Genomic DNA, 25,187 nt, shown 5'->3' with positions numbered 1-25,187 from the left:
CTGTACGGACTGACCACTGGCAGTGAAAAAGGCCCGTCGAAGGCCCCTTCACACTCCCCGACCCGCCCCGGACCCGCACTCGAACGCGGGACCCGCACGGATCGCGGTTGTCGACAGCCTATGCGGTACGGCGACCCCGGTCACCGGCCCTCCGCTTCCGTGACCAGCCGTCACACCACCCTCACCGTGTGCCGAAGCCCGGGCGTGTCGCACCGCCCCAGCTTCCACACCGGCCACGCCGTTTGGCACTCTGTGTCCGCTGACGGGGGATGCGACAGGAGGGGATGACGATCATGAGCACGACGCAGGCAGGACCCTCGGGTGATCCGCGCATCGGCTGGAGCGCCACCGAACTACCGCACACCCCCACCCTCCTCCATCGCCGCGACGGCATCCTGCCCACCGTCGCCGCCGCCCTCTCCGTACGCGGCGAGACCCTCACCGGCACCGCGGCACGCGGCGACCACGCCCCGCCCCTGCACCCCCTCGTCCAGGAGTTCCTCGACTCCCTCGCCACCGCACAACGCGACCGCTTCACCGGCCGCTGCGCCGAGGCCATCCTCATCTCCCGGCTCATCACCACCGCCGACGCGGCCCGCAGCAAGCGCGCCGCCCGCAGACCCATGACCAACGGCGAGGCCCGCAAGGTCCTCAAGCAGGCCAAACTCACCACCCGCCACATCCGCGAGGACGGCGACCCCCTCCACGGCGGCTTCGCCACCCCCTGCCGCTCCTGCACCGCCCTCAGCGCCCACTTCGGCGTCCGCATCGTCGACCCGACCGAGGGCAACTGAACGGGAGCCCCGCACCAGGAGTACTGAGGGAAGCCTCCCGGAGGAAACCCACCGAGCCGGACGGACTCACCGGAACCCCCCGGAACCACCGCCCCCGCCCGACACGTCACCAGCTACGCGAGCACCCACACGCCTCACGCACACCGGACACCTGGAGACCCTCGACCCCCCGCACCGACCCCCAGCCGAACCGCCGACGAACCCCCCGACGAACAAAGGGCAGATGCACACCGACCGCACCTCCACCACGCGCTTCTCCGTACCCGTCGACGCCGCCCTGCGCGCCGCCGGCTGGCAGCCCGGACGCTGGGACATAAAGCAGGCCGAGTTCTGGGCCGACACCCTGCGCGAGCACACCTCGCCCGCGGGACACCGTCACGCGGTCTTCCCGGCCGCGGTCGAGGCCTGGGCCGAATTCGGCGGCCTCCGCCTCACCTCACAGGGCCCCGGCCGCCAACTCGCCCCCGTCGACCTCCACCTCGACCCCCTGCACGGCCTCCACATGGCCCGCACCCTCGGCGACCTCGGCCGCGCCCTCGACACCGAGGTCTGCCCCCTCGGCCACGAGACCGCCACCCGCGCGCTGCTCGCCATCGACACCGACGGCCGCGCCTACGCCCTCGACCACACCGGCGACTGGTACCTGGGCCCCCACATCGACGCGGCCCTCACGACCCTCCTCACAGGCACGGCCCCGACCCGCCTGACAGCCGGCTGAGCGACCCCGCCCGCCCCCGCACCCCGCCACGCGCCGCCATACCCGTGCACGAGCAGACATAGCCGCACGCACGCAGACGCAAGAGCAGCCCCAGGCACGCGCAGACATGGCCGTAGGCACGCCCGGACGCGGCCGAAAGCCCGCTCAGCCGTGGCGACAGCCGTGAACACCAGCAGCCGTAGCCGCCCGCACGCGCGTCGCCGCACCCGTAGCAGCTGTCGGCCTCGCGCGGCGAGCCGCGGGCAGCCGTCGTACCGCAGGGGCGACGCGGGCCATCCCCGCACCGCGCGCCACGCGGAGCGCTACGCCGGTATGACCGCCGACACCCGGAAACCCCCGGCGTCGGTCGGCCCCGACACGAACACGCCCCCCAGCGCGGCCACCCGCTCCTTCATCCCGAGCAGCCCGTTCCCGCCGCTGGGCAGGCGCGCGGCCCCCGCCGCCCCCGGCTCCGGCGGCGGCCCGTTCTCCACCTGCATCGCGATCTCCGCCGAGCGGTGCGCCAGCCGCACATGCGTCTTCGCCCCCGCCGCATGCTTGTGGACGTTCGTCAACGCCTCCTGCACCACCCGGTACGCCGTCTGCTCCACCTCGGCCGCATACACCCGCACCTCCCCCTCCACCGACAGCTCCACGACCATCCCCGCGGCCGCCGACTGCCCCACCAGCACCTCCAGCTCCGCGAGACAGGGCCCCTCCCCCACCTCGTCCTCCGCCCGCGAAGCAGCGGCCGCCGCGGCCGCCCCCACCGCCGCCAACGGCACCGACGCCGGCTCGGCGGACCGCACCGTCGAGAACCCGTCCCCCGACCGCAGCACCCCGAGCATCTCCCGCAGCTCGGTCAACGCCTGCCGCCCCATGTCCCCCACCAGCGCCGCGTTCTTCACAGCCTTCTCGGGGTCCTTGCGCGCCACCGCCTGCAACGCCGCCGCGTGCACCACCATCAACGACACCCGGTGCGCGACCACGTCGTGCATCTCCCGCGCGATCCGCGTCCGCTCCTCGCCCCGGGCCCACTCCGCCCGCTCCTCCGCCCGCTCCGCGAGCAGCTGAAGCTCCCGCTCCAGCGAGTCCGCCCGCTCCCGCAGGCTCTCCATCAACCGCCGCCGGGCCCCCACGTACAGCCCCAGCAGCACGGGCGGCGCCGTCAGCCCGATCGCCACCGTCAGCGCCAGGAACAGCGCGAACCACTCGTCGCCGCCGACCACGGCGTCCCCGCCCACCCCGCCGTCCTCACCCCGGGTGATCTGCGTGGCCTGCACGAACCACACGATGAACACCCCGGTGAACGCCATCCCGGACAGTGCCCCGATGATCCGTCTCGGCGCCTCGGACGCGGCCAGGGTGTAGAGGCCGACGAGCCCCATCAGATACCCCATCTGGGCCGGCGCGACGGCGATGAAGACCAGCACGACGGCGACGGGCCACATCCGCCGCACCAGCAGCACGGAACCGGCGAGCGCCCCGAACACGACCCCCACGGACGCCGGCAGACCCGCGTCCCCGGCGAAGGCGACACCCTCCACGGAGCACTCGACCGCCGACACGAACGCCAGCGAGCCGTCGAGCACGGCCCCCCGCCACCGCTCCCACCACCACGGGCCGACCGGGCGGCCCTCCATCCTGGCCCCGGTGCGGTCTTCCCCCGTCGCGGTCATACCCCCAAGCCTACGTTCGAGCGCCCCCGCTTTTCCGGCGAGTTTCTCGTACTGGCCTACACCACACCGCCCAATCGAACAGAAGCGAAACCACCCGGTATCCCTCGAACTGCTGAATCGCACACCGTTCGACCCCGGAACCCCTCATTCCACCCAGACGGTGAGCCCATGGCACATCCCCATGGCAACTACGCCGACTTCGAAGCCCTGCGGGAGCAAGCGATCACCTTGCGCCGGGCAGGCCTCAGCCGCCGACAGATCCGCGACCGCCTGCACGTCGACAACAACGACATCCTCAACCGCCTCCTGGAGGGCGAGCCCTCTCCCGAGTGGACCAAGCGCCCACGCGCCAAGGACGACCTGCGCGCCAAGGCCAGAGAGCTTCGCACCCAGGGCTGGACGTACGACCGGATCCAGGTGGAGCTGGGCTGCTCGAAGAGCTCGATCTCCCTGTGGGTGCGCGACCTGCCCAAGCCCGAGCGCAGGCGCAGCGCCGAGGAGGCTTCGGCCATCGCCAGGAGAGGCTGGGAGGCCAGGCTGCAACGCCGCGAGGAGGAACGTCGACAGACGAAAGCCGCCGCCATGCACACGGTCGGCGAGCTGTCCGCCCGAGAGGTCTTCCTCGCGGGCGTCGCCCTCTACTGGGCGGAGGGCGCCAAGGACAAGGCGTACTGCCGTCGCGAGAGGCTGCACTTCATCAACAGCGACCCGAACGTCATCGCCTTTTTCCTGCGCTGGCTCGCCACACTGGGCGTGGAGCGCGAGCGGCTCCGCTTCCGGGTGAGCATTCACGAGTCGGCCGACGTGACGGAGGCCGAAGCCTTCTGGGCCGGGCTGGTCGGCGTAGCCCCCTCCGCGTTCCAGAAGGCCAGCCTGAAGAAGCACAACCCGAGGACGACGCGGAAGAACACCTCTCAGGCCTATCGAGGCTGCCTGATCATCTACGTGCTGGGGAGCGCCGACCTGTACCGTCGCATGGAGGGTGCCTGGTACGGCATAGTAGGGGCTGGCGTCGCTTCCGATCTAGGAAATCGGGCATAGCGACTGAACCATCCCGGATCGTCTAAGGGCAGGACAAACGGTTTTGGTCCGTTGAATGAGGGTTCGAATCCTTCTCCGGGAGCCACAGCACACAAGACCTCAGTTCGGGTCCTGACCCCAGCAAGACGGGTCAGGACCCGCTCACATTTCCCCCTCACAGCCCCCCGGTATCCTGCGGATGTCCACACCCCACTCCTCCACAGCCGAAGGGCATCCCCGTGAGCGCAACCCGCCCGGCAGCCGTCGTCGTCCTCGCAGCGGGTGAGGGCACCCGTATGAAGTCGGCCACACCCAAGGTTCTGCACAGCATCTGTGGCCGCTCCCTGGTCGGCCACGTCCTCGCCGCCGCGCGCGAGTTGGACCCGGAGAACCTGGTCGTCGTCGTGGGGCACGCCCGCGAGAAGGTCGCCGCGCATCTGACCGAGATCGACCCGGGCGTACGCACCGCGGTCCAGGCGGAGCAGAACGGCACGGGGCACGCCGTACGGATGGGTCTCGAGGAGCTCGGCGGCGGCATCGACGGCACGGTCGTCGTGGTCTGCGGCGACACCCCGCTGCTGACCGGCGCGACGCTCCGTCGCCTCGCCGAGACCCACGCGGCCGACGGCAACGCCGTCACCGTGCTGACGGCCGAGGTCCCGGACGCCACGGGCTACGGCCGCATCGTGCGGGACGGCGCCTCGGGTGCCGTGACGGCGATCGTGGAGCACAAGGACGCGACGGAGTCGCAGCGGGCGATCCGGGAGATCAACTCGGGTGTGTTCGCGTTCGACGGTCAGTTGCTCGCGGACGCGCTGGGGAAGGTGCGCACGGACAACAGCCAGGGCGAGGAGTACCTGACGGACGTGCTGGGGATCCTGCGGGAGGCCGGGCACCGGGTGGGTGCCTCGGTCGCGGTGGACCACAGGGAGATCGCCGGGATCAACAACCGTGTGCAGCTCGCCGAGGCGCGGCGGATCCTCAACGACCGGCTGCTGACCGAGGCGATGCTCGCGGGTGTGACGGTGGTGGATCCGGCGTCGACGTGGGTCGACGTGACGGTGACCTTCGAGCAGGACGCGCTGGTCCACCCCGGTACTCAGCTGCTCGGTGCCACGCATCTCGGTGAGGGTGCGGAGGTCGGGCCGAACGCGCGGTTGAAGGACACGGTGGTCGGGGCCGGCGCGCGGGTGGACAACACGGTGGCGGACGGCGCGGAGGTGGGTCCGCAGGCGACGGTGGGGCCGTACGCGTACCTGCGTCCGGGGACGCGTCTGGGCCTGAAGGCGAAGATCGGTACGTACGTCGAGACGAAGAACGCGTCGATCGGTGAGGGGACGAAGGTTCCGCATCTGTCGTACGTGGGCGACGCGACGATCGGCGAGTACTCGAACATCGGTGCGGCAAGTGTCTTTGTGAACTACGACGGTGAGCAGAAGCATCACACGACCGTCGGCTCGCACTGCAAGACGGGTTCGGACAACATGTTTGTGGCTCCTGTCACGGTCGGGGACGGTGCGTACACCGCTGCCGGGTCCGTGATCACGAAGGATGTGCCGCCCGGTTCGCTGGCCGTGGCCCGTGGCCAGCAGCGGAATATCGAGGGTTGGGTGGCTCGTAAGCGTCCGGGGAGTCCGTCGGCGAAGGCGGCCGAGGCGGCTGTTCGGGAGGCGGAAAGCGGAAGCTGACCGGAAACGGGTGCGTCGGGGACGGCGTACCGTGATAAGTGCACACCCGCACCCCAGCTGAGCGGTCATCCATGCCCAGCTGTGACACCTCTGAGGAGACAGTGCTGTGACCGGGATCAAGACGACCGGCGAGAAGAAGATGATGTTCTTCTCCGGCCGCGCCCACCCCGAGCTTGCCGAGGAGGTCGCCCAGCAGTTGGGTGTCGGGGTCGTCCCGACGAAGGCCTTCGACTTCGCCAATGGCGAGATCTATGTGCGGTATCAGGAGTCGGCGCGTGGCGCGGACTGCTTTCTGATCCAGAGCCACACGGCTCCGATCAACAAGTGGATCATGGAGCAGTTGATCATGATCGACGCGTTGAAGCGTGCGTCGGCCCGCTCCATCACGGTGATCGTGCCGTTCTACGGTTACGCGCGGCAGGACAAGAAGCACCGTGGTCGTGAACCGATCTCGGCGCGTCTGATCGCGGATCTGATGAAGACGGCGGGTGCGGACCGGATCCTGGCGGTCGATCTGCACACGGACCAGATCCAGGGCTTCTTCGACGGTCCGGTGGACCATCTGTTCGCGCTGCCGCTGCTGGCGGACTACGTGGGCGCGAAGGTGGACCGGAGCAAGCTGACGGTGGTGTCCCCGGACGCGGGTCGTGTGCGGGTGGCGGACCGTTGGTGCGACCGGCTGGGCGCGCCGCTGGCGATCGTGCACAAGCGGCGTGACAAGGACGTGGCGAACCAGGTCACGGTGCATGAGGTCGTGGGTGAGGTCAAGGGCCGTATCTGTGTCCTCGTGGACGACATGATCGACACGGGTGGGACGATCTGTGCCGCGGCGGACGCGTTGTTCGCGCACGGTGCGGAGGATGTCATCGTGACGGCGACGCACGGTGTGCTGTCGGGTCCGGCCGCCGATCGGTTGAAGAACTCGAAGGTCAGTGAGTTCGTGTTCACCAACTCGCTGCCGACGCCGAGCGAGCTGGAGTTGGACAAGATCACGGTGCTGTCGATCGCGCCGACGATCGCGAACGCGGTGCGTGAGGTGTTCGAGGACGGTTCGGTGACGAGCCTGTTCGACGAGCAGTAGGGATCGCGGAGCGGTCGCGTAGAGATCGTTTTGGGTGCGGCCTCCCTTGCCGAGTAGACTGCTGAAGTTGCTCGGCGAGGGAGGCCGTCCGCGTTCTGTGCGCGGGTTCGGCGGTCCGTTATCGACGCGCTCTTCGTAGCAGGCCGTTCGTGGCCGGGTGACCACGTCCGTTGCTATCTCTACGAGGAGTGATCATGTCCGAGGTGAAGCTCACCGCGTCGACGCGTACCGAGTTCGGCAAGGGTGCCGCCCGTCGTATCCGTCGTGACGCCAAGGTTCCCGGTGTTCTGTACGGTCACGGTTCCGACCCGCTGCACCTGACGCTGCCGGGCCACGACCTGCTGCTGGCGCTGCGTACGCCGAACGTCCTGATCTCGCTGGACATCGACGGCAAGACCTCCGAGCTGGCGATCCCGAAGTCGGTGCAGCGTGACCCGATCAAGGGTTTCCTGGAGCACGTCGACCTGCTGCTCGTGAAGAAGGGCGAGAAGGTCAACGTCGAGATCCCCGTGCACACCGAGGGTGAGCTGGCGCCGGGTGGCAACCTGCTGGAGCACGTCCTGAACGCGCTGCCGGTCGAGGCCGAGGCCACGCACATCCCCGAGTCGGTCAGCGTCTCGGTCGAGGGTCTTGAGGCGGGTGCGTCCGTCCTGGCGAAGGACATCGCGCTGCCGAAGGGTGTCTCCCTGGCGGTCGAGGAGGACGCGGTGGTCCTCCAGGTTCTGGCCGCGCAGGCGGAGGAGCCCTCGGAGGAGGGCGCCGAGGGCGAAGAGGTCGCCGAGGCCTGAGCCGTACTGCGACAGCGGTACTGCGATTCTTGATCCAGCCGCCGTTTCCCTTGCGGGAGCGGCGGCTGGTTCGCGTAGGAATGGAGACATGGACGTGACGACCGATCCCGCTGCCCCCTGGTTGATCGCCGGGTTGGGGAATCCCGGGCCCGAGTACGCCATGAATCGGCACAATGTCGGGTTCATGGTGGTGGATCTGCTGGCCGAGCGGATCGGGGGGAGGTTCAAGCGGGCCGGGAAGGCTCAGGCGCAGGTCGTGGAGGGGCGGATCGGGCCGCCGGGGCCGATGAGCCGGCGGGTGGTCCTGGTGAAGCCGATGTCGTTCATGAATCTGTCCGGTGGTCCGGTGAACGCGCTGCGGGACTTCTACAAGGTGCCGGTGGGCAACATCGTGGCCGTCCATGACGAGCTGGACATCGACTACGGGACGCTGCGGCTGAAGCTGGGCGGTGGTGACAACGGTCACAACGGGTTGAAGTCGATGACGAAGGCGATGGGGTCGGACTATCACCGGGCGCGGTTCGGGATCGGGCGGCCGCCGGGTCGGATGCCGGTCGCGGACTTCGTGCTGAAGGACTTCGCGTCGGCGGAGCGCAAGGAGTTGGACTACTTCGTGGACCGGGCGGCGGACGCGGTGGAGTGTCTGGTGATCGACGGGCTGGAGCGGGCACAGGGGACGTACAACTCCTGAGAGGTGAGCTCGGGAGGGATCCGGACAAGTCGTGATCGCATCCTCGTCCGGTTTGGCCTGCGGGAGTTGACCGACCGCGGTGCCATGGCCAATGATCCCGGCCATGCCCGCCAGCCATGCCTCCGTTCCTCGTTCGCGGCACGCCCGTGCGTTGCCGCGCAAGGGTGGTGCGTCGAGCGCGTTGCGGTACGGGCGGCTCGCGGCGATGGGTGTCGTCGCGTTGGTGATCCTTGTCGCCGGGGTGTGGGGTTCCTGGGGCTGCGCCCAGCACGTGATGCTGAGCAAGGGGCGCGAGCAGGGGACGATGACGGTGTCCCGCTGTGAGGGGACGGTCTGCTGGGGGCCGTACGAGCCGGTGTCGGCGGGGTCGACGGCGCGGCAGCGGGTGAGCATCGAGCACTCGGTGGCGGTGCGGACGGGGGAGACGTATTCGGTCGTCGTGAAGCCGGGCAGCAGTGATGTGGTGCGGACGGGCCCGGCGGGTCTGCTGCACGCGTGGGTGCCGCTCGGTGGCGCGCTGCTGCTGTCCTCGGTGGTCGTGGCGGGCGGGTTGCGGATGCGTCGCTCGGCGTGGGTGCTGGGCGGTGCGGGGCTCGCGCTGATCACGGCGGCGTGGGTGGCCCTGTGAGGCCGTCCCTCTGAGAACGACGTGCCCCCGTGGTCGTAGTACGACCACGGGGGCACGGTCGTGTTCGGGGCCGACCGGTGGGGGCTCAGCCGGTGTTGCGCAGGCCCGCCGCCACTCCGTTGACGGTGAGGAGGAGGGCTCGGGCGAGGAGCGGATCGGGGGTCTCGCCGGCGGCGGCCGCGTCGCGCTGCCGCTTGAGGAGGGCGACCTGGAGGTAGGAGATGGGGTCGAGGTAGGCGTCGCGGATGGAGAAGGTCTGCTGGAGGACGGGGTTGGCGTCGAGCAGCTTGTCCTCCCCGGTGATGCGTAGGACCTCGCGGACGGTGAGCTCGTGTTCGGCCCTGATGGTGTCGAAGACGTGCTTGAGCTCGTCGGGGACGAGGGTGTCGACGTAGTGCTGGGCGATCCGCAGGTCGGTCTTGGCCAGCGTCATCTCGACGTTGGAGAGGAAGTTGCGGAAGAAGTGCCACTGCTCGTGCATCTCTTCCAGCACGGTGTCGAGGCCGGCTTCGCGCAGCGCCTTGAGGCCGGAGCCGACGCCGAACCAGCCGGGGACGATCTGCCGTGACTGGGTCCAGCCGAACACCCAGGGGATGGCGCGCAGGCCGTCGAGCGAGACGCCGGAGCCGGGCCGGCGGGAGGGCCGGGAGCCCAGGTGCAGGTCGGCGAGCTGGTCGACCGGCGTCGACGCGAGGAAGTACGTCGGCAGGTCCGGGTCCTCGACGAGGGCGCGGTAGGCGGCGTGGGCGGCGTCGGAGACGACGTCCATGGCGGCGTCCCAGCGGGCGAGGGCCTCGACGGACTGGCGGGGCGCGGTGTGCAGGGCGGACGCCTGGAGGGTCGCGGCGACCGTGAGTTCCAGGTTCTCCCTGGCCAGGGACGGCACGAGGTACTTGTCGGAGATGACCTCGCCCTGCTCGGTGACCTTGATCTCGCCCTCGAGGGTGCCCCAGGGCTGGGCGAGGATCGCGTCGTGGGAGGGGCCGCCGCCGCGGCCGACGGTGCCGCCGCGGCCGTGGAAGAGGCGCAGGCGTACGCCGTAGCGGTGGGCGACGTCGCGCAGGCGGCGCTGGGCGCGGTGGATCTCCCACTGGCTGGTGGTGATGCCGCCGAACTTGGAGGAGTCGGAGTAGCCGAGCATGACCTCCTGGACGTCGCCGCGCAGGGCGACGAGCCGCCGGTAGGAGGGGTCGGCGAGCATGTCCTCCAGGATGGTGTCGGCGGCCTTGAGCTCGTCGGTGGTCTCCAGGAGGGGGACGATGCCGATCTTCGCCCAGCCGGCGTGGAGGTCGATGAGGCCGGCCTCGCGGGCGAGGACGGTGGCGGCGAAGACGTCGTCGGCGCCCTGGCACATGGAGATGATGTACGACTCGATGACCTCGGGGCCGAAGACCTCCAGGGCCTTCTTGACGGTCTCGAACACGCCGAGGGTCTTGGCGCCGTCGGCGTCGAGGGGTGCCGGGGTGGGGGCGAGGGGGCGGCGGGAGCGGAGCTCCTTGGCGAGGAGCTTGTGCCGGTACTCGCGGGGCATGTCCTCGTAGCGCCAGGACTCCTCGCCGAGGCGGTCGAAGAGCTGGCCGAGGGCGTGGTGGTGGGCGTCGGCGTGTTCGCGGACGTCCATGGTGGCGAGCTGGAGGCCGAACGCGGCGAGGGTGCGGATGGTGCGGTTCATGCGGCCGTCGGCGAAGAGGCCGCCGCGGTGCTCGCGCAGCGAGGTCTGGATGAGGGTGAGGTCCTTGAGGAGCTCACTGGTGCCGAGGTAGTCGCGGCCGGGCTCGTGCGGGGTGCCCTTGGCGAGGCGCTGCTTGGTGTTCTCCAGCTTCTGCCGGATGCAGGTGGCCTTGAGCCGGTAGGGCTCCTCCGCGTTGAGGCGCTTGTAGCGGGGGCTGATCTCGGGGAGGGCTTCTAGGTCGGCCTGGAGGGAGGAGAGGAGTTCCTCGGTGGCGCCGGTGTAGCGGATGGAGTTGGAGAGGAAGCCGCGCAGCTCGTCGATGAGGTCGAGGGCGTCGTTGATGCCGTGTTCGTGCTGGAGGATGAGGACGTCCCAGGTCACCTGGGGGGTGACGTTGGGGTTGCCGTCGCGGTCGCCGCCGATCCAGGTGCCGAAGGTGAGGGGGCGGGTGTGGTCGGGGAGCTGGACGCCGACGCGTTCCAGTTCCGCGGTGAGGTCCTCCAGGACGTCGCCGACGGCGTTCGCGTGCAGCTCGTCGAGGTAGTAGATGGCGTTGCGGGCCTCGTCGGCCGGTTCGGGGCGGACGACGCGCAGCTCGTCGGTCTGCCAGACGAGGTCGATGTTCTCGGCCAGTCGGGTGTCGTAGCGGCGGCGGTCGGATTCGATGACCGGGGTCTCCAGGAGCGCGGCGATACGCCGGAGCTTGTTGAGGACCGACCGGCGGGCCGCTTCGGTGGGGTGTGCGGTGAAGACGGGGCGGACGTTGAGGTTCTGGACCGTTTCGCGCAGGTGCTCGGGGTCGGCGTCCTTGAGGCGGTCGGCCGTCCGGGCGAGGAGGCCGCCCTCGGCGGCACGGCGTGCCCTCAGTTCGCGGCCGCGGTGGACCTGTTCGGTGACGTTGGCCAGGTGGAAGTAGGTGGAGAACGCCCGTACGAGCTTGGCGGCGGTCTCCAGTTCCGTGCCGCGCAGCAGTGCGGCGGCGGCTTCGCCGTCCTCGCGGGTCAGGCGGCGGACGCGCTCGACCAGCTCCAGGAGTTCGGGGCCCTCTTGGCGTACGAGGGCTTCGCCGAGCAGATCGCCCAGGCGCCGGATGTCGGCGCGCAGCTCGCTGCTGACCGTCGTGGTCTGGTCGTCGGCACTGCTCACAGGTGCGGCTCCTTGCAGTGTTGAAGCTCGTCTGGGAGGGAACCCGGAGGGCGGCCCAGCGACTCGAGGAGGTGCAGGCGCCGCTTGGTGGGCTTGGCTTCCGGGCAGGAATCAGAGCGGACCGCGCTGTCCGACCGACACCAGGATAGGTGGCCGGTGTCACGGGCAGGCCGCCAGGTGTCCGGTTGACGGCACTGAGTGCCAGATGTGGAGGTCGGAAGCCCCCGTTTTGGGCTGGATGCCGGGACGCGAGGCTGATGGGCTCTTGCCGCCGGGCGACGCGCTGACATACTTACGATGCCGTAGGTTACGGAACCGTAGGGAATGCCGTAAGGCGGCCCGCGCAGCCTGTCGTCGACAGGCACTCCCCCCTCTCTCCACCCTCGACCCCCTAGGGGACGCCCCCATGACCACAAGTTCCGATGTGATCGATGACGCCCCGAAGGCGAACGACTCCCCGGGTTCCGAGCCCGGCGCCCCCACTGTCTCGGCGACGCTGGGCGGCGAGCAGAAGCGGTCGATCGAACAGATCACGCTGCTCCTCTTCATCACGGTGCCGTTCCTGGCGCTGCTGGCGGCGGTGCCGCTGGCCTGGGGCTGGGGGGTGAGCTGGCTGGACCTCGGTCTGCTGGTGTTCTTCTACTACCTGGGCTGCCACGGCATCACGATCGGTTTCCACCGGCACTTCACCCACGGTTCGTTCAAGGCCAAGCGCCCGCTGAAGATCGCGCTGGCGATCGCCGGGTCGATGGCCGTGGAGGGCCCGCTGGTGCGCTGGGTGGCCGACCACCGCAAGCATCACAAGTTCTCCGACGCCGAGGGCGACCCCCACTCGCCGTGGCGCTACGGGGAGACGGTTCCGGCGCTGATGAAGGGCCTGTGGTGGGCCCACATCGGCTGGATGTTCGACGAGGAGCAGACCCCGCAGGACAAGTACGCCCCGGACCTGATCAAGGACAAGGCGCTACGGACGATCTCACGCCAGTTCATCCTGTGGACGGTGGTCTCCCTCGCGCTGCCCGCGCTGATCGGCGGTCTGGTGACCATGTCCTGGTGGGGCGCGTTCACGGCGTTCTTCTGGGGCTCCCTCGTCCGGGTGGCGCTGCTGCACCACGTGACGTGGTCGATCAACTCGATCTGCCACGCGGTCGGCAAGCGCCCGTTCAAGTCCCGTGACCGCTCGGGCAACGTGTGGTGGCTGGCGGTCCTGTCCTGCGGCGAGTCCTGGCACAACCTGCACCACGCCGACCCGACCTCGGCCCGGCACGGCGTCGAACGGGGCCAGCTGGACTCCTCCGCCCGCCTGATCCGGTGGTTCGAACAGCTGGGGTGGGCCTATGACGTGCGCTGGCCGTCACGCTCACGTATCGATTCCAGGCGTATCAAGGGTGAGGACGGCTCCGAGCACCGGAAGGCGCCCGCCGAGGCGGCATGATTGACGCCGTGGCGACCGACTCCAGCAGCACCCCGAGCAATGAGAAGCCGCGGCGTGCTCGCCGCACCCGGATGACGGGCGCCGAACGCCGTCAGCAACTGCTGGAGATCGGCCGCACCCTCTTCGCCGCGAAGGGCTTCGAGGGCACGTCGGTGGAGGAGATCGCCGCGAAGGCGGGGGTCTCCAAGCCGGTGGTGTACGAGCACTTCGGCGGCAAGGAGGGCCTGTACGCGGTGGTGGTGGACCGGGAGATGCGGCGCCTGCTGGACATGGTGACCAGCTCCCTCACCGCCGGCCATCCGCGGGAGCTGCTGGAGCAGGCGGCCTTCGCGCTCCTGGACTACATCGAGGAGTACACGGACGGTTTCCGCATCCTGGTCCGCGACTCCCCGATCCCCCAGTCGACGGGTTCCTTCGCCTCGCTGATCTCCGACATCGCCACCCAGGTGGAGGACATCCTGGGCCGCGAGTTCAAGAGCCGCGGATTCGACCCCAAGCTCGCCCCGCTGTACGCCCAGGCCCTGGTCGGCATGGTCGCCCTGACCGGCCAGTGGTGGCTGGACGTCCGCCGCCCGAAGAAGGCGGAGGTGGCCGCGCACCTGGTGAACCTGTCGTGGCACGGCCTGGACGGCCTGGAACAGAAGCCCCGCCTGATCGGCCACCGCAAGAGCTAGGGCTCGTTCCGTGGCCGGGGCTGCGCGCCTCTGAGGGGCGCGGAGAACTGCGCGACAAGCCACGACGAACCCGCACCCGCGAGAGACCGCACACCCCACCCCCTTGGGCGACGGCAGCGGCTCGTGCCGACCGGGCCGCGGGTGGGCTACGGCTCCCCCGCGGGTGGGCTACGGCGCTCCCGCGGATGGGCTACGGCGTTCCCGTCGAGGTCGAGCGCAGCGGCGCCATCGAGGCCGAGCGCAGCGGCGTCGTCTCCAGCATCTCCGCCGCCATCCGCCCGGCAGGCCGCTCCGTCTGTTCCGCGATGCGCCGGAACGTCTCCTGGGCCTGCCGCGCGGGCCATTCCTCCGGCAGGTGCCGGACGGGCAGCCGAGGGTCGGTCCGAATGATCCGCAGCCACTCTGCGACCAGCCGCAGCCGAATGGCGACGGGGTCGGCGGCGGCGAGGTCCGCGGTGGTCCAGCGTTTGTCGAACGCGGCGTACCGCGCGGCGAGGGCCTCCAGGTCCCAGCTCTCGCGGATCATCAGCCCGATGTCGGTGAACTCGTCGGCGCGGGCGTGGAACACCTTCACATGGGCGTCGAGCCCCAGCTCCGAGACGATCCCCCGTACGTCGACGCGCCCCGGCGCGATCCACAGGCCGCTGTAGAGCGCCCCGAACCCGGACCAGGTGAGCCGGGAGCGCAGATCGTGGCGTTGCCGTTGCCAGGACTCGGGGAGGGAGAAGCCGAGGAGGGTCCAGGTGCCGTCCCAGTCCTCGTTGACGGCGCCGTCGCGCCAGATGCGCTGTCCGCCGTCGCGCAGGATGCCGCTCGCGTGCGGCGTGAGGCCGAAGAACGTCTTCCGTCCTTCGCGCTGCCGGCGCAGCAACCCCCGGTTCACCATCCGCGTCAGCGTCGACCGGACCGCCTGCTCGCCGGTGCCGACGCGTCCGAGGACGTCGATGATGCTCCCCGAGTACACCCCGAGATCGCCCTCGCCGCGGTCCAGCACGTGGTTGCCGAAGAAGGCCAGCACGAGCGACTGCGGCCGCGGCGGCGGCACGTCGACGACATCGACGTCCAGGGTCTCGTCCTCCACAGCGGTAAGGGTACGGAGAGCAGGGGCGGAGCTGGGGTGGGGGCAGGCCCTGCCCTACCCCTCACCCCCCGGCTTCCGGGCGACGACGAAGATGCGGCGGAAGGGGAAGGCCGTGCCGTGGGGGGTGGCCGGGTAGGCCTCGCGGAGGGCGGTGCGGTACTCGGCGACGAAGGGGCCGGCGTCGTCGCCGAGTTCCGTGAGGATCGGCCGCAGCCCCGTCCCCGTGACCCAGTCGAGCACGGCGTCCTCGCCCTGGAGGAGGTGGACGTACGTCGTCTCCCAGGCGTCGACCTCGCAGCCGAGGTCGGCGAGCGTGGCCAGATACGCGGCGGGCATGTGGACGGCGTCGTCGTGGCGGAGGGCGTCACCGAGCCGGTCCCGCCACCGGTCGGACCGGGCGAGCTCCCGCATGAGGCGGTGGCTGGGCGAGTCGAAGTTGCCGGGCACCTGGAAGGCGAAGGTGCCGCCCGGCACGAGGGCGTCCACCCACACCGGGAACCGGTCGAGGTGGCCGGGCACCCATTGGAAGGTCGCGTTGCTGACGATCAGGTCGTACGGCTGAGCAGGCGCCCAGGTGCGGAGGTCGGCGGCGGCGAAGTCGATGCGTCCGCCGCCAGGTGTGGGACCTTCGTGGTCGACGTGCGCCTTGTCGAGCATCTCGGGCGAGTTGTCGTACCCGGTGATGCGGGCGCCGGGCCAGCGGTCGGCGAGCAGCCGCGTGACGTTGCCGGGGCCGCAGCCGAGGTCGGCGATGCGAGGGCGGTCGCTGACGGGCGGCTCGGGCACGTGGGCGAGCAGGTCGACGAAGGCGCGGGCACGGTGGCCGGCGTGGCGCAGGTACTGCTGGGGGTCCCAGGTGGGGGCGGTGGGACCTGTACGGGTGGCTTGGCTGGTGGGGCTGGTGGGGGGCATGGTCGGGCTACCTCCTCGTAGTCCTCAAAGCCGGACACCCAACTCTCGTACGAAAAGCATCTCGACGTCAAGAAACTTGATATCGACCCTCTTGACGGCAAGAGACTTCACATCGACACAACCACTACACTGATCGCCATGGAGGACGAGGTCGATCGGCTGGTCGCAGCGTGGCGCCGGGAGCGCCCCGACCTCGACGTGGAGCCGCTTGAAGTACTCAGCCGGGTGAGCAGACTGGCCCGGCATCTGGACCGTGCGCGCAGGCTGGCGTTCGCCGAGCACCAGCTTGAGCCGTGGGAGTTCGACGTCCTGACGGCGCTGCGGCGCGCGGGTACGCCGTACCAGCTCTCCCCCGGTCAACTACTGACGCAGACGCTCGTGACCTCGGGCACGATGACGAACCGCATCGACCGCCTGGCGAAGAAGGGGCTGGTCGAGCGGTTGCCGGACCCCAGTGACCGTCGGGGGGTGCTCGTGCGGCTGACGGACGAGGGCCGGGACCGGGCGGACCAGGCGCTCGCCGGACTCCTCGACCAGGAACGAGCGATCCTGGCCGAGCTGTCACGGGCCCAGCGGGGTGAACTGGCAGGGCTGCTACGCCAGTTGACCGCCCCGTTCGACAACATCCCCGGCTAGGTCGACGGGTCCGACGCCGGCCCGGCGGGCGAGCGCGACGGCGGCGAGGGTGCTGTGGACGCCCAGCTTGCCGAGGACGTTCTGCATATGGGTGCGGACGGTGTGGGGCGACAGGAACAGGCGCTCGGCGACGGCTTTGCGCCCCAGGCCCGCCACCATGCACCGAAGCACTTCCCGCTCACGCGGCGTGAGGGACTCGACGAGCCGCTCACTCTCCGTGCGGTGCTTGCGGGCGGCGGTCAGTTCGCGGAGCACGCCGGTGAGGAGGGCGGGTGGCAGATGCGTCTCGTCGCGCAGCACTCCGCGGATGACGGTGAGCAGCCGCGAGAGCGAGCAGTCCTTGGCAACCCATCCGGAGGCCCCCGCCTGGAGGGCGAGCGCGGCCCGGCGCGGGTCGTCCTTCTCGGCGAGCACGACGGTCCGTACGGTCGGCTGCCCCGTCCGCACACCGGCGACGAGGGACAGGCCGTCGACGAGGCCGTCCTCGCCTGTGTCCTGCACGGGCACGGGTCCGGAGACGGCGACAGGTCCGCGACCGGCCCCCGTCGGCGCCCCGGAGCCGTACGCGGCCCCTGCGGTGAGGTGGCCGGAGCGAAGGGCAGGCGGCTGACCGTGCCCGCCCAGATCGGCGTCGACCAGCAGCACGTCGAACTTGCGCCCTTCCGCCGCCGCGCGATCGAGGCAGCGCAGCGCGGCCGGGCCACTGCCGGCCGCGGACACGTCGACATCGGGCTCGGCGGCGAGGGCCGCGGCGAGCGACTCGGCGAAGATGCGGTGGTCGTCGACGACCAGGACTCGGATGCGAACCACTGAAACCCCCACTGGTCGGGGGACGACCGGCGCGGGTACGGCGCCCGGAATGTACCCCGGTGTACACCTGGGACGGGGGGCGGCAGCCGCACGGCCGCCGCCGTGCTGAACCGCTACCCCCACTCCGGGCGTCGTACCCGACTTGTCTCGCCCCCTGATCAGCACCGGCCCCCACCGGCGCTGTTCATCAGGGTAAGGCCGGGGGGCAGGAGCGGAAGGTAATTTGCAGAACTGGTAGGCCAACGCGTTTATCGTGTGCCGCATGTTTCGGATCGAGACAGAAGTCGACAAAGAACGAGCCCAATTGCTGCGTTCCCGGCTGCGGGCCACCAACACGGCGGCCTCACCGGTCCTGCGCGAGCTGCGCGGCACCCCCGACGAACGGGAGACGCCCCTGCACATCTGGGCCCTCGACACCACGGGCACGCTGGTGGGCGGCCTCGTGGGCCACACCTGGGCGACCTGGCTCCACGTGACGTACCTGTGGGTCGACGAGAACACCCGAGGCGCGGGCCTGGGTTCCCGCCTCCTGAAGGAGGCCGAACACACGGCCCACACCGACCGCGCCTGCCAGGCCTCCCGCCTGGAAACCTGGGACTTCCAGGCCCCCGACTTCTACAAGAAGCAGGGCTACGAGGTGGTGTGCGTGATCCCGGACTATCCACCGGGGGTTACGGAGTACACGCTGACGAAGCGGTTGGGGTGAGGGGTGCCCCAACCGCTAGAGGGCGCACCTCAGGTGTGTCACCAGAATCAGGAGGAAGCCGCCACCGGGTAGTACAGGATCCGACAGTCATCGAGACGCATGTGCCGAAGCTCCTGCTGCCCACCGGTCACAGCCTCCCGAAGATCACCCCACGCCAGACCCACCCCGCCTCAAGGACGGCATTCCGCAGAGGGTCCCGCAGCTCTGCACCGTCAAAGCGGAAGGTCTCCGTTACTTCGAGACGGCCACCGTTCCCCCGCTCGGTCGTCCACTGTCGGGAGACAAGCCTGTCTGGGCCACGCGTGTACTCCCCCGAGATCGCAAGCCGCGGCGGATCCCCCACCCGGGAGACCTCCCACTGCTCTTCCAGGGCACGCACCTCGTGCTCGTCAGGGACCAGACGCATCCGAACCCTCACCGCACGAATCAGTTGAGATTGGACGAACAGGTTCTGCCAGGCAGGCTCCTCCGTGCGCCACTCCGCCACAAGGTCGGCCCCCTCTCAGGCTCCGTCGTGGATGACATACGGGACGTCAGAAGAGTTGAGACCGAGTAGTGCCGCCCGGACCCCCTCGGCGGTGCGCTGCACAACACCGTCGGCGGGCGCTTGGTTCCTGTCAACATGTCGAAGAGGCCCATGGAATCAACCTATCCCCGCCCGGCCGAGGCGCTCGTCGAGAAGCGCTTGGCCAACTGGTCCCATCACCGCGCGGCGGTCAGGCCGTCAGGTATTTTGGGGTGATTGACGCACTTCAACTCGTCTCGCATCGACTTGGCCAGGGAAATCGCCAAGCCCTCGTGGAAGTCCTCTGAGAATTTCGGCGAATCCACTTTCCCGACCCTGAGCTGAAGCGGGATCCGCTCCTGCTGCCCGGCCTCAGTTCCCTGGATGCGGCAGGGGAAGATCAGACCGATGTCGCCACCCATGAGACTTCTCTCCGCCACGAGGACATCGCCCCCGCCCGCGTACCAGCGACTCGAATCGGACTTCACCTCCTTGACGCTGGATATCGACCACTCCACGGACGAGGAGAAACTTCCAGAGCTCGCCCTGAAGCTGCATACATCATATTCAGCCAACTGATATCGATCCTGAGAAGGAGCCCAGCGTTCAACCTCCTTCACCATTTCACGCGTGAGCTGATCCAGCTTCCGGGCCACGTTCGTGTAACGGATGTCCGCTTCATCCATCATCTGCCGCACGGAGGACATGGCCTTGGGTCCGAATAGCCTGTCGCACGACTGGCGCTGAACCGAAACATCCTCACGCGAGGGCTCCTCGCCGGAGCAGCCCGCAGCGAACACGAGGGCCGCGACGGAACAGTATTGCCCAAGCCGAGCAAACACACCTTTTCTCACTCAGCTCACCTTTTCCAGATCCCCGACCAAAAGTCGACCATTTCCGTAGGAATCCGAAACGCCGAAACCGAATTCTCGCATCTCCGCTTGGGGCATACCCGTAATGTTGGCATAATTCTGAGCAGGCATCCACACTCTTCGCTCACCGAACTCGCGAACTCCCTGAGTGGAAATCAACGCATCGACGTCATTGTTCCATTCATTGCCCTGCAAGTACTCCAGTGTGTGATTTCCATAAGCAGTACTCACTGCGCCACCAGCGGTCTCCATAACCAAAGGCACCGCAATGGAGGCAGCCGCACCGGCCGCAGGTCCGAGCAGAAGTGCCGAGCCCACCCCGACAACAGCACCGATCGAACCGCCGACGGCGAACTTACGCCATTCCGCCTCTTGCTCGTTCTTCAAATTCTCATCGCCCTCGATGTCCTGGAAGCCGGAGCGGATCTCGAACTCCCGGGAGGCATCAATCACTCCGCGCACTTCCGCAGCGTTTCTTGCGAATGTGACGCCAGCATCCTTGTCACCCTCATGAGCGGAAAGTCCACTCGCCATATACGCGTCCTGCGCGGCAGACAAAGCGCTGTATCCCTCTTCATCACGCGCCACAAGCATCAGGAAATTCACACTCTCCGTCCGATTAAAATCAGTGCGCATGCTTCCGTCGCTACTGTGGGCAAAAATCTCGTCCCGGCCCAGGGCATCGCCAGAGCCGCCGAAATTATAAGTGGAGTAGTTGAGGTCGTCGATGTAGGCGGCACCCATGCGGGCCAGACTGTCCTTCATGACATCCGGGGGGGCGTCCTCATTCGTGACGTTGTAGCGGCCGATGACTTTCTTCATGACCTCGGCCGTCTGCTCGTCCCTGTGCAGGCCCTGAGTCTCGGCGCCGTACGGGCGCCCCGTCGTCGCCGACTCGAGGGCGTGCCCGAGGGCGTCCGGGCCGAAGTTGCGGGCCTTCGCTGCCTCGTCGCTACCAGGATGAGAGAGAGTGTCCGCAGGCCACTCGAAATCCTTCTTGGTCAGTTCATCAAAGTAGGTGTAGTCGAGTTGTGCCTTCTTGTTTACAGTCCCATCTTCGTTGTAGACCGTGGGATTCTGGTCGTTGAAGAACTTGGTGGCAGCTTCCGGGCTGTGTGCGAGACCCTCCAGGACGCTGGTCAGCGGATCGTATCCAGCTCCATTCTTTCCTGAAGGATTGAAGCCCAAGTCGAGGTCGTACGAATGTGGCCTGTTGGAGACGAAGCGGTAAGGATCTTTGTGGTGCAACTGCACCACGTGCTCTGCAATGGGATTGATGAATCTGGCGTCATATTTACCATGCCGAAGGAGGCCGCCCAGGATCTGATATCCATAGGGTGACTGAGGCGCCCCCGGCTGGAGTTCGACCGGCTGGGTACCCAAACGGCGGAATTCATTCGCCCAGCTGGACGGGAGATGTGACTTGTTGTCGGGATCCGTTGCCGAGGCCAGGGCCATACCCATGTTGTGCTGGAACTGCTTCGTCAGGGTGAGCCGATTCTCGTCCTTTCCAGCTGTACCGTCCAGCGCCATACGACCGTAGAACTCCAGGGCATCCTTGGGGCCACCGAGGGACCTGTAGAAGGCCGTCGAAAAGTCAGAGTCCTTCGCGTTGTACTTCATGATGGAGTTCAGTTCAGTGAACTGCTTGTCCGTCATCTCCGGACCATGCTTCGCCAGCTCCGAAGCACGCTCTGCCTGTGCTTCGTCGAGGGAGCCGTACGAACTGTGCCCGGCATTGTGCGGGTCGTTGCCGTGGCTCTTGCGCAGAGCCCGTGCTACAGAGGAGTCGATCTCCGAGGCGTGTCCGAGCAGCCGGTTGATCCGGTCCTCCAGCTCCTGCTTGGCGTCGAGCTGCTCTTGGGTCCGCTCATCTGTGTCGCCCCGGATGTGAGCGAAGTAACAGCGGACTTCTCCGCCACCACTGTCCTGGACTCGGACCCCAAGGTTTTTGGCATCCACATGAACCGCGGTCCTGAGCTGCTTCTGGAGCGACGTCAACTCGATGTGCGCGTCGTCGAGAACCTGGTAGATGCTGTCTGCCTCGGAGTGGAGGTCGCCAATCTCCTTCGCCGTCTTCGTGACGAACTGCCGCGTCACCGAGGCGTTCACCCCGGCCCACCGGGCAGCATCCGACTTGGCCTTCATGCCCCTGCGGGCGTCCTCCGCCGCCGCCTTGAGGCCGTCGACCGTGTGCTTCCAGTCGGAGACCGCCGTGCCCAGCTTGCCGAGGTCGACCTCGATCAGGTCCGTATACGCGAAAGCCACCGGGCCACTCCTACTTGAAGTACTTGTCGAGTTCCGATGCGGAAACGGCCGAACCGTCACGGCCACGGAGCGCAGCCGCGATCTTCGCGTCGTCCTGGGCATGCAGCTTCTTGCTGAAGTCCAGATGGTTGGAAATGTGCGCACAGGCCTGGAGAATGGACCTGACCTGGGACGTCCACATCTCGACCGTTGTCTCCAGAACGCCGCCGGTGGCGAATCCGTGGGATTTGAGGGCGGCGGCGGCCTGCATCGTGGAACCGGCGCCCTCCTTGTTCGCACCGGCGCCGGCAATGTCGGCGGCCTTCTGCAGGTCGCCGTGGAGAACGAAAGCCTCGTGGCCCACAGCGCCCAGGTCGTCCTGGTTCACCACGAGGTCACCGTCGACGCCTCCGCCGCCTCCGCTCGCGGCGCTCTGGTTGAGCTGCATGTTCGTCGAGGTCTTCTGGGCGGCGTCGCTCTTAAGCCGCTCCCACTCATCCCAGGCCACCAGCTCGAGCCCTTCTCGTCGTTCCCGTCACGCATCCGCCGCTCGTGGCTGCCGACGGCCATCATCAGAGCCAAATCACGCTACCAACAAGCGCTTCCCACCGGTCTCAGCCGGTCCTATAACGCTCACTTCACGTAGGCACGCAGCGTTTTGCGCGATAGGGACCGTTGTAGGTCCTCGAGGCTCGCTCAGCCATGGCCAGGTCCTTGTGGAGGAGGGACGCTACTGCTCTGGGAGTGGGGAGGGCGGTACGGAGGAGCTGGATGCTGCGGTGCGGCGTACGGGGGTTGTCCCCCAGGTGTGTGATGCGGCGCCGGTGGGTTACCGGCCTCCTGCTGCACGCGGCGTCTACGGGTGATGGTGAGCGCCCCCATGGCTCCGCCGAGTACGGCTACGGCGGCGGCGCCCAGCACGACCCACACGAGGGTGCCGTCCTCCGACTTGCCTGCCGCCTTCTCAGTGTTCCCGTCCCTGGCCGGTCTATCGGCAGCGTCAGTTGCCGACGGCTCGGGAGACGGCGACGCGGAGGCCACCGCGGCCTCGAGGTCGGGAAGCGGGTACTTGTCGGCGGGGCCGGGGTCTCCTGGCTTCTGCAGGGCAATGCGGGGGCGGACAATTCCGTAGCCGATGGAGTCATTGCGCTTGGCGCCGTCGGTGGGGGCGCCGATGGTGTTGAGCATGACCCGGAGGACTTGGTTGTTGGTCCAGTTGGGGTGCTTGGACCAGATGAGGGCAGCGCTGGCGGAGGCGATGGCTGTGGCGTCGCTGGTGCCGCTGGTTTTGCAGAGGCCCGTCTTTCCGCCGCAGGCGTGGACCATGTCTACGCCTGGGGCAGATATGTCCACCTCGGGACCGTACTGAGACATGGGTGCTCGTCGGAGGTCCCTACCTACCGCCCCTACGGCCACGACACCAGGCGTGGCGGCCAATGGGTTGACGCTGCGCGTCGTCTCTGCGTCGTTGCCCATCGATGCGAAGACCAACGAACCCTTGTCAACGGCATAGCGGACCGTCTCGATCAACTCCGGGCTGCTGATGCCGCCACTCATCGATACGTTGATGATCTGAGCTTTTGAATCGACCGCGTATCGGATGCCCTTGCTGAAGTACGCAGAAACTTCAAAGGGACTGACATCGTCAGCATCAGGCATCCGGACAGGGAGAATGTCGGCACTAGGGGCAAGCCCGAACGCGCCGTTTCCGCCCTCAAGCGCACCGGTACCAGCGATGAGCCCAGCCATTCCGGTACCGTGGCCGTCATAGTCCGTATGCTCGTCGCCAGCGCGACTTGAGGGCGCAAAGTCCTTACCATCAAGCACCCGACCTCTGAGGTCAGGATTGTCTGGGTCTACTCCGGTATCAATGACGGCAACTGTGATTCCCTTCCCTGTGCTGATCTGCCACATCTGATCAGCCTTCATGGCATCAAGGAACCACTGTTGCTCACGGATTGACGTGGCATGGGCTGGTGCTCCTGCGACGCCCACCATCAACAGGCTGAGTATCGCCGACGCCGCAGCACGCAGACACCCGTGTCGCGGGCTGGTGGTGGACATGAGTTTGCTGTCTCCGCTCCTGGATGCGCGTCAGTCGATGACCGGTGGGACGGTACGCCCATTGCTCCGTCGAGCACTATCTTCGTCCTGGGGCGAACGGATTGGCCGCACGCTCCTCGTACCCACATTTCTTGAGAAGGTTGACCGGGACCCTTGGGGAGCACCAATGCTTCTGCTCTCTCCAGGCCGCTCTGGTACAGGCACACCACCCACGACGCCGCTTCTCGTCCTACCACTGGAGGTTGCAGCGGTTTCGGCAGCCCCATCCGAAGCAGCATGACCCGGAACCGCACGGCCAGTCCTCTGCGGGCTATTCCCCATGGCACCACCATTTGGCGACGGGAGACGACCAGGGGGCGCCTGCCCCGGCTGGCTGACCGCTCGCCCCACAGGAGCTGTCGGACCCATGGCCGTGCCCATCGGAGGACGACCGGTAGGGCTAGGTGCCCCCACTACCGTTCCACGGTGAATTACTCTTGGCTGCCCCACCGAGGGGGGAGTGACCGAACGGCCGCCGATGATGCCAGTCCCGCCAGAACTCCTGACAGGATTCGTAGAAGGCACGGACTGGCCGGGCATCTGCGGCATACGTCCGGTCACTGACCGCCTATGCGCCGGCGGGCCCCCGCTGGTGGCGCCGTCCCTGCCAGGCACCGGCGGCATCCAACCGGTATGTGGACTGGTTCTGTTCCCTTCCGCCCGTCCCGCGTCGGAAGGACCACTAACGGGGCCTGTCGGAGTCTGCTTGTCCGGCAGCAGGGTCTCCACCGAGTCGAGACCCATCCGGGTCGGAGGCTCCTCTTCCATGTGTACGACACGCTGTGAAGAGGCGCCGTCAAGCGGGGGGCGCAGGTCAGAGGCGTCAGATGCGATAGCTCTGTTTCTACCTGCTCCCTGAAAGTCAACATCGCCACGTGACGGGATGCCCTGCGCCGAATTACCCGGACGCTGGAGGTCAACGCTTTCATAGCTCGAGTCGTCTGGCAGAACCGCGTCCGGCGGCGGCGGAAACTTAGGCCTCTCCAGCGCGTTCAGCTGTACCGCCGAGAACTCGTACGCCTGTCCCAGCTTGATCATCTCGGCCGCCGCCTCCTGGCGGACCTTCTCCTTGCTTTCCGCCAGGGCCGCCAGTTCCGCCGCCGACTTGGTGGAGACTGCGTCCGCGTCCGGGTCGTTCGGGGCCGACGTCGCCGCGACGCTGTTGGCCTCGGCGGCCTTCGTGTCTCGGGGGATCGTCGCCTGGGCTCGGGCGATCGCGCTCGACGCCTGGGCCAGCCACTTCGCTGAGCTTTCGCTGAAGTCGCCCAGGCGGATTGTGGAGTTGGCTAGGTCGGCGGTCCACGTGCGGAACGCGTTCGCTC

General features: G+C 68.1%; 21 protein-coding genes, 1 tRNA gene and 1 pseudogene. 13 read left to right on the top strand and 10 right to left on the bottom strand.

What is annotated here, in order from left to right; all coding sequences use genetic code 11:
* Positions 1-284: 284 nt before the first annotated feature.
* The gene (locus M8J73_RS10585; protein ID WP_055542142.1) at positions 285-794 is read left to right on the top strand and encodes a YwqJ-related putative deaminase; all 510 of its coding nucleotides are present in this window, start codon (positions 285-287) and stop codon (positions 792-794) included.
* Between the two features lie 223 nt (positions 795-1,017).
* Positions 1,018-1,512 (top strand): SUKH-3 domain-containing protein, encoded by a 495-nt coding sequence (locus M8J73_RS10580; RefSeq protein ID WP_055716836.1) that lies wholly within the window; start codon positions 1,018-1,020, stop codon positions 1,510-1,512.
* 302 nt (positions 1,513-1,814) lie between these two features.
* Here the strand turns inward: M8J73_RS10580 and M8J73_RS10575 are convergent, their stop codons facing one another.
* A complete protein-coding gene (locus tag M8J73_RS10575) occupies positions 1,815-3,170 on the bottom strand; it encodes a sensor histidine kinase (protein ID WP_249828517.1) in 1,356 nt (451 codons plus the stop codon).
* Between the two features lie 168 nt (positions 3,171-3,338).
* Between M8J73_RS10575 and M8J73_RS10570 the strand changes: the two genes are divergently transcribed.
* From M8J73_RS10570 to M8J73_RS10540, 7 genes are all read left to right on the top strand, one after another.
* Complete coding sequence (locus M8J73_RS10570) at positions 3,339-4,211, top strand: hypothetical protein (RefSeq protein WP_055541136.1); 873 nt, start codon at positions 3,339-3,341, stop codon at positions 4,209-4,211.
* Between the two features lie 11 nt (positions 4,212-4,222).
* Positions 4,223-4,296, top strand: a tRNA-Gln gene (locus M8J73_RS10565).
* A gap of 133 nt (positions 4,297-4,429) precedes the next feature.
* Complete coding sequence (gene glmU, locus M8J73_RS10560; RefSeq protein WP_079055089.1) at positions 4,430-5,878, top strand: bifunctional UDP-N-acetylglucosamine diphosphorylase/glucosamine-1-phosphate N-acetyltransferase GlmU; 1,449 nt, start codon at positions 4,430-4,432, stop codon at positions 5,876-5,878.
* Between the two features lie 106 nt (positions 5,879-5,984).
* The gene (locus tag M8J73_RS10555) at positions 5,985-6,959 is read left to right on the top strand and encodes a ribose-phosphate diphosphokinase (RefSeq protein ID WP_055522386.1); all 975 of its coding nucleotides are present in this window, start codon (positions 5,985-5,987) and stop codon (positions 6,957-6,959) included.
* Positions 6,960-7,153: 194 nt separating this feature from the next.
* Entirely contained in the window at positions 7,154-7,747 is a 594-nt protein-coding gene (locus tag M8J73_RS10550; RefSeq protein WP_055541138.1) for a 50S ribosomal protein L25/general stress protein Ctc, read from the top strand.
* Between the two features lie 88 nt (positions 7,748-7,835).
* Positions 7,836-8,438 (top strand): aminoacyl-tRNA hydrolase, encoded by a 603-nt coding sequence (pth, locus tag M8J73_RS10545; RefSeq protein WP_055541139.1) that lies wholly within the window; start codon positions 7,836-7,838, stop codon positions 8,436-8,438.
* Positions 8,439-8,541: 103 nt separating this feature from the next.
* A complete protein-coding gene (locus M8J73_RS10540) occupies positions 8,542-9,066 on the top strand; it encodes a hypothetical protein (protein ID WP_240501583.1) in 525 nt (174 codons plus the stop codon).
* A gap of 85 nt (positions 9,067-9,151) precedes the next feature.
* Here the strand turns inward: M8J73_RS10540 and ppc are convergent, their stop codons facing one another.
* Entirely contained in the window at positions 9,152-11,884 is a 2,733-nt protein-coding gene (ppc, locus tag M8J73_RS10535) for a phosphoenolpyruvate carboxylase (protein WP_249828516.1), read from the bottom strand.
* A gap of 406 nt (positions 11,885-12,290) precedes the next feature.
* Here ppc and M8J73_RS10530 point away from each other — a divergent pair, with 406 nt between their 5' ends.
* Complete coding sequence (locus tag M8J73_RS10530; RefSeq protein WP_055539989.1) at positions 12,291-13,319, top strand: acyl-CoA desaturase; 1,029 nt, start codon at positions 12,291-12,293, stop codon at positions 13,317-13,319.
* Complete coding sequence (locus M8J73_RS10525; protein WP_055539988.1) at positions 13,316-13,993, top strand: TetR/AcrR family transcriptional regulator; 678 nt, start codon at positions 13,316-13,318, stop codon at positions 13,991-13,993. The genes M8J73_RS10530 and M8J73_RS10525 overlap by 4 nt, the downstream gene beginning before the upstream one ends.
* Positions 13,994-14,183: 190 nt before the next feature.
* Here M8J73_RS10525 and M8J73_RS10520 read toward each other — a convergent pair whose 3' ends face one another.
* Positions 14,184-15,074, bottom strand: coding sequence for a PaaX family transcriptional regulator (locus M8J73_RS10520; RefSeq protein WP_055539987.1), 891 nt, complete (start codon positions 15,072-15,074; stop codon positions 14,184-14,186).
* A gap of 54 nt (positions 15,075-15,128) precedes the next feature.
* Positions 15,129-15,986: a trans-aconitate 2-methyltransferase gene (locus M8J73_RS10515; protein WP_249828515.1), complete on the bottom strand. Its 858-nt coding sequence runs from the start codon at positions 15,984-15,986 to the stop codon at positions 15,129-15,131.
* Positions 15,987-16,124: 138 nt separating this feature from the next.
* Between M8J73_RS10515 and tamR the strand changes: the two genes are divergently transcribed.
* Positions 16,125-16,622 (top strand): MarR family transcriptional regulator TamR, encoded by a 498-nt coding sequence (gene tamR, locus M8J73_RS10510; RefSeq protein ID WP_055712124.1) that lies wholly within the window; start codon positions 16,125-16,127, stop codon positions 16,620-16,622.
* Here tamR and M8J73_RS10505 read toward each other — a convergent pair.
* Positions 16,581-17,432 (bottom strand): response regulator transcription factor, encoded by an 852-nt coding sequence (locus M8J73_RS10505; protein ID WP_249828514.1) that lies wholly within the window; start codon positions 17,430-17,432, stop codon positions 16,581-16,583. The genes tamR and M8J73_RS10505 overlap by 42 nt on opposite strands.
* A 262-nt stretch (positions 17,433-17,694) precedes the next feature.
* Here M8J73_RS10505 and M8J73_RS10500 point away from each other — a divergent pair, with 262 nt between their 5' ends.
* Entirely contained in the window at positions 17,695-18,138 is a 444-nt protein-coding gene (locus M8J73_RS10500; RefSeq protein WP_055537607.1) for a GNAT family N-acetyltransferase, read from the top strand.
* Positions 18,139-18,265: 127 nt separating this feature from the next.
* Here M8J73_RS10500 and M8J73_RS10495 read toward each other — a convergent pair.
* The 5 genes and pseudogenes from M8J73_RS10495 to mycP form a co-directional block, all read right to left on the bottom strand.
* A pseudogene (locus tag M8J73_RS10495) lies at positions 18,266-18,777 on the bottom strand (hypothetical protein).
* Between the two features lie 63 nt (positions 18,778-18,840).
* On the bottom strand, positions 18,841-19,341 hold the full coding sequence (locus M8J73_RS10490; RefSeq protein WP_157873071.1) for a hypothetical protein: 501 nt from the start codon (positions 19,339-19,341) through the stop codon (positions 18,841-18,843).
* 156 nt (positions 19,342-19,497) lie between these two features.
* The gene (locus M8J73_RS10485) at positions 19,498-21,783 is read right to left on the bottom strand and encodes a hypothetical protein (RefSeq protein WP_055537599.1); all 2,286 of its coding nucleotides are present in this window, start codon (positions 21,781-21,783) and stop codon (positions 19,498-19,500) included.
* Positions 21,784-21,793: 10 nt separating this feature from the next.
* Complete coding sequence (locus M8J73_RS10480; protein ID WP_055537598.1) at positions 21,794-22,270, bottom strand: hypothetical protein; 477 nt, start codon at positions 22,268-22,270, stop codon at positions 21,794-21,796.
* A 188-nt stretch (positions 22,271-22,458) separates the two neighbouring features.
* On the bottom strand, positions 22,459-23,826 hold the full coding sequence (gene mycP, locus M8J73_RS10475) for a type VII secretion-associated serine protease mycosin (protein WP_079054708.1): 1,368 nt from the start codon (positions 23,824-23,826) through the stop codon (positions 22,459-22,461).
* Positions 23,827-25,187: the final 1,361 nt, after the last annotated feature.

Origin of the sequence: Streptomyces neyagawaensis, assembly GCF_023516595.1 — a bacterium.
GTDB lineage: Bacteria > Actinomycetota > Actinomycetes > Streptomycetales > Streptomycetaceae > Streptomyces > Streptomyces neyagawaensis.
This window is presented reverse-complemented; position numbering and strand designations above follow the sequence as displayed.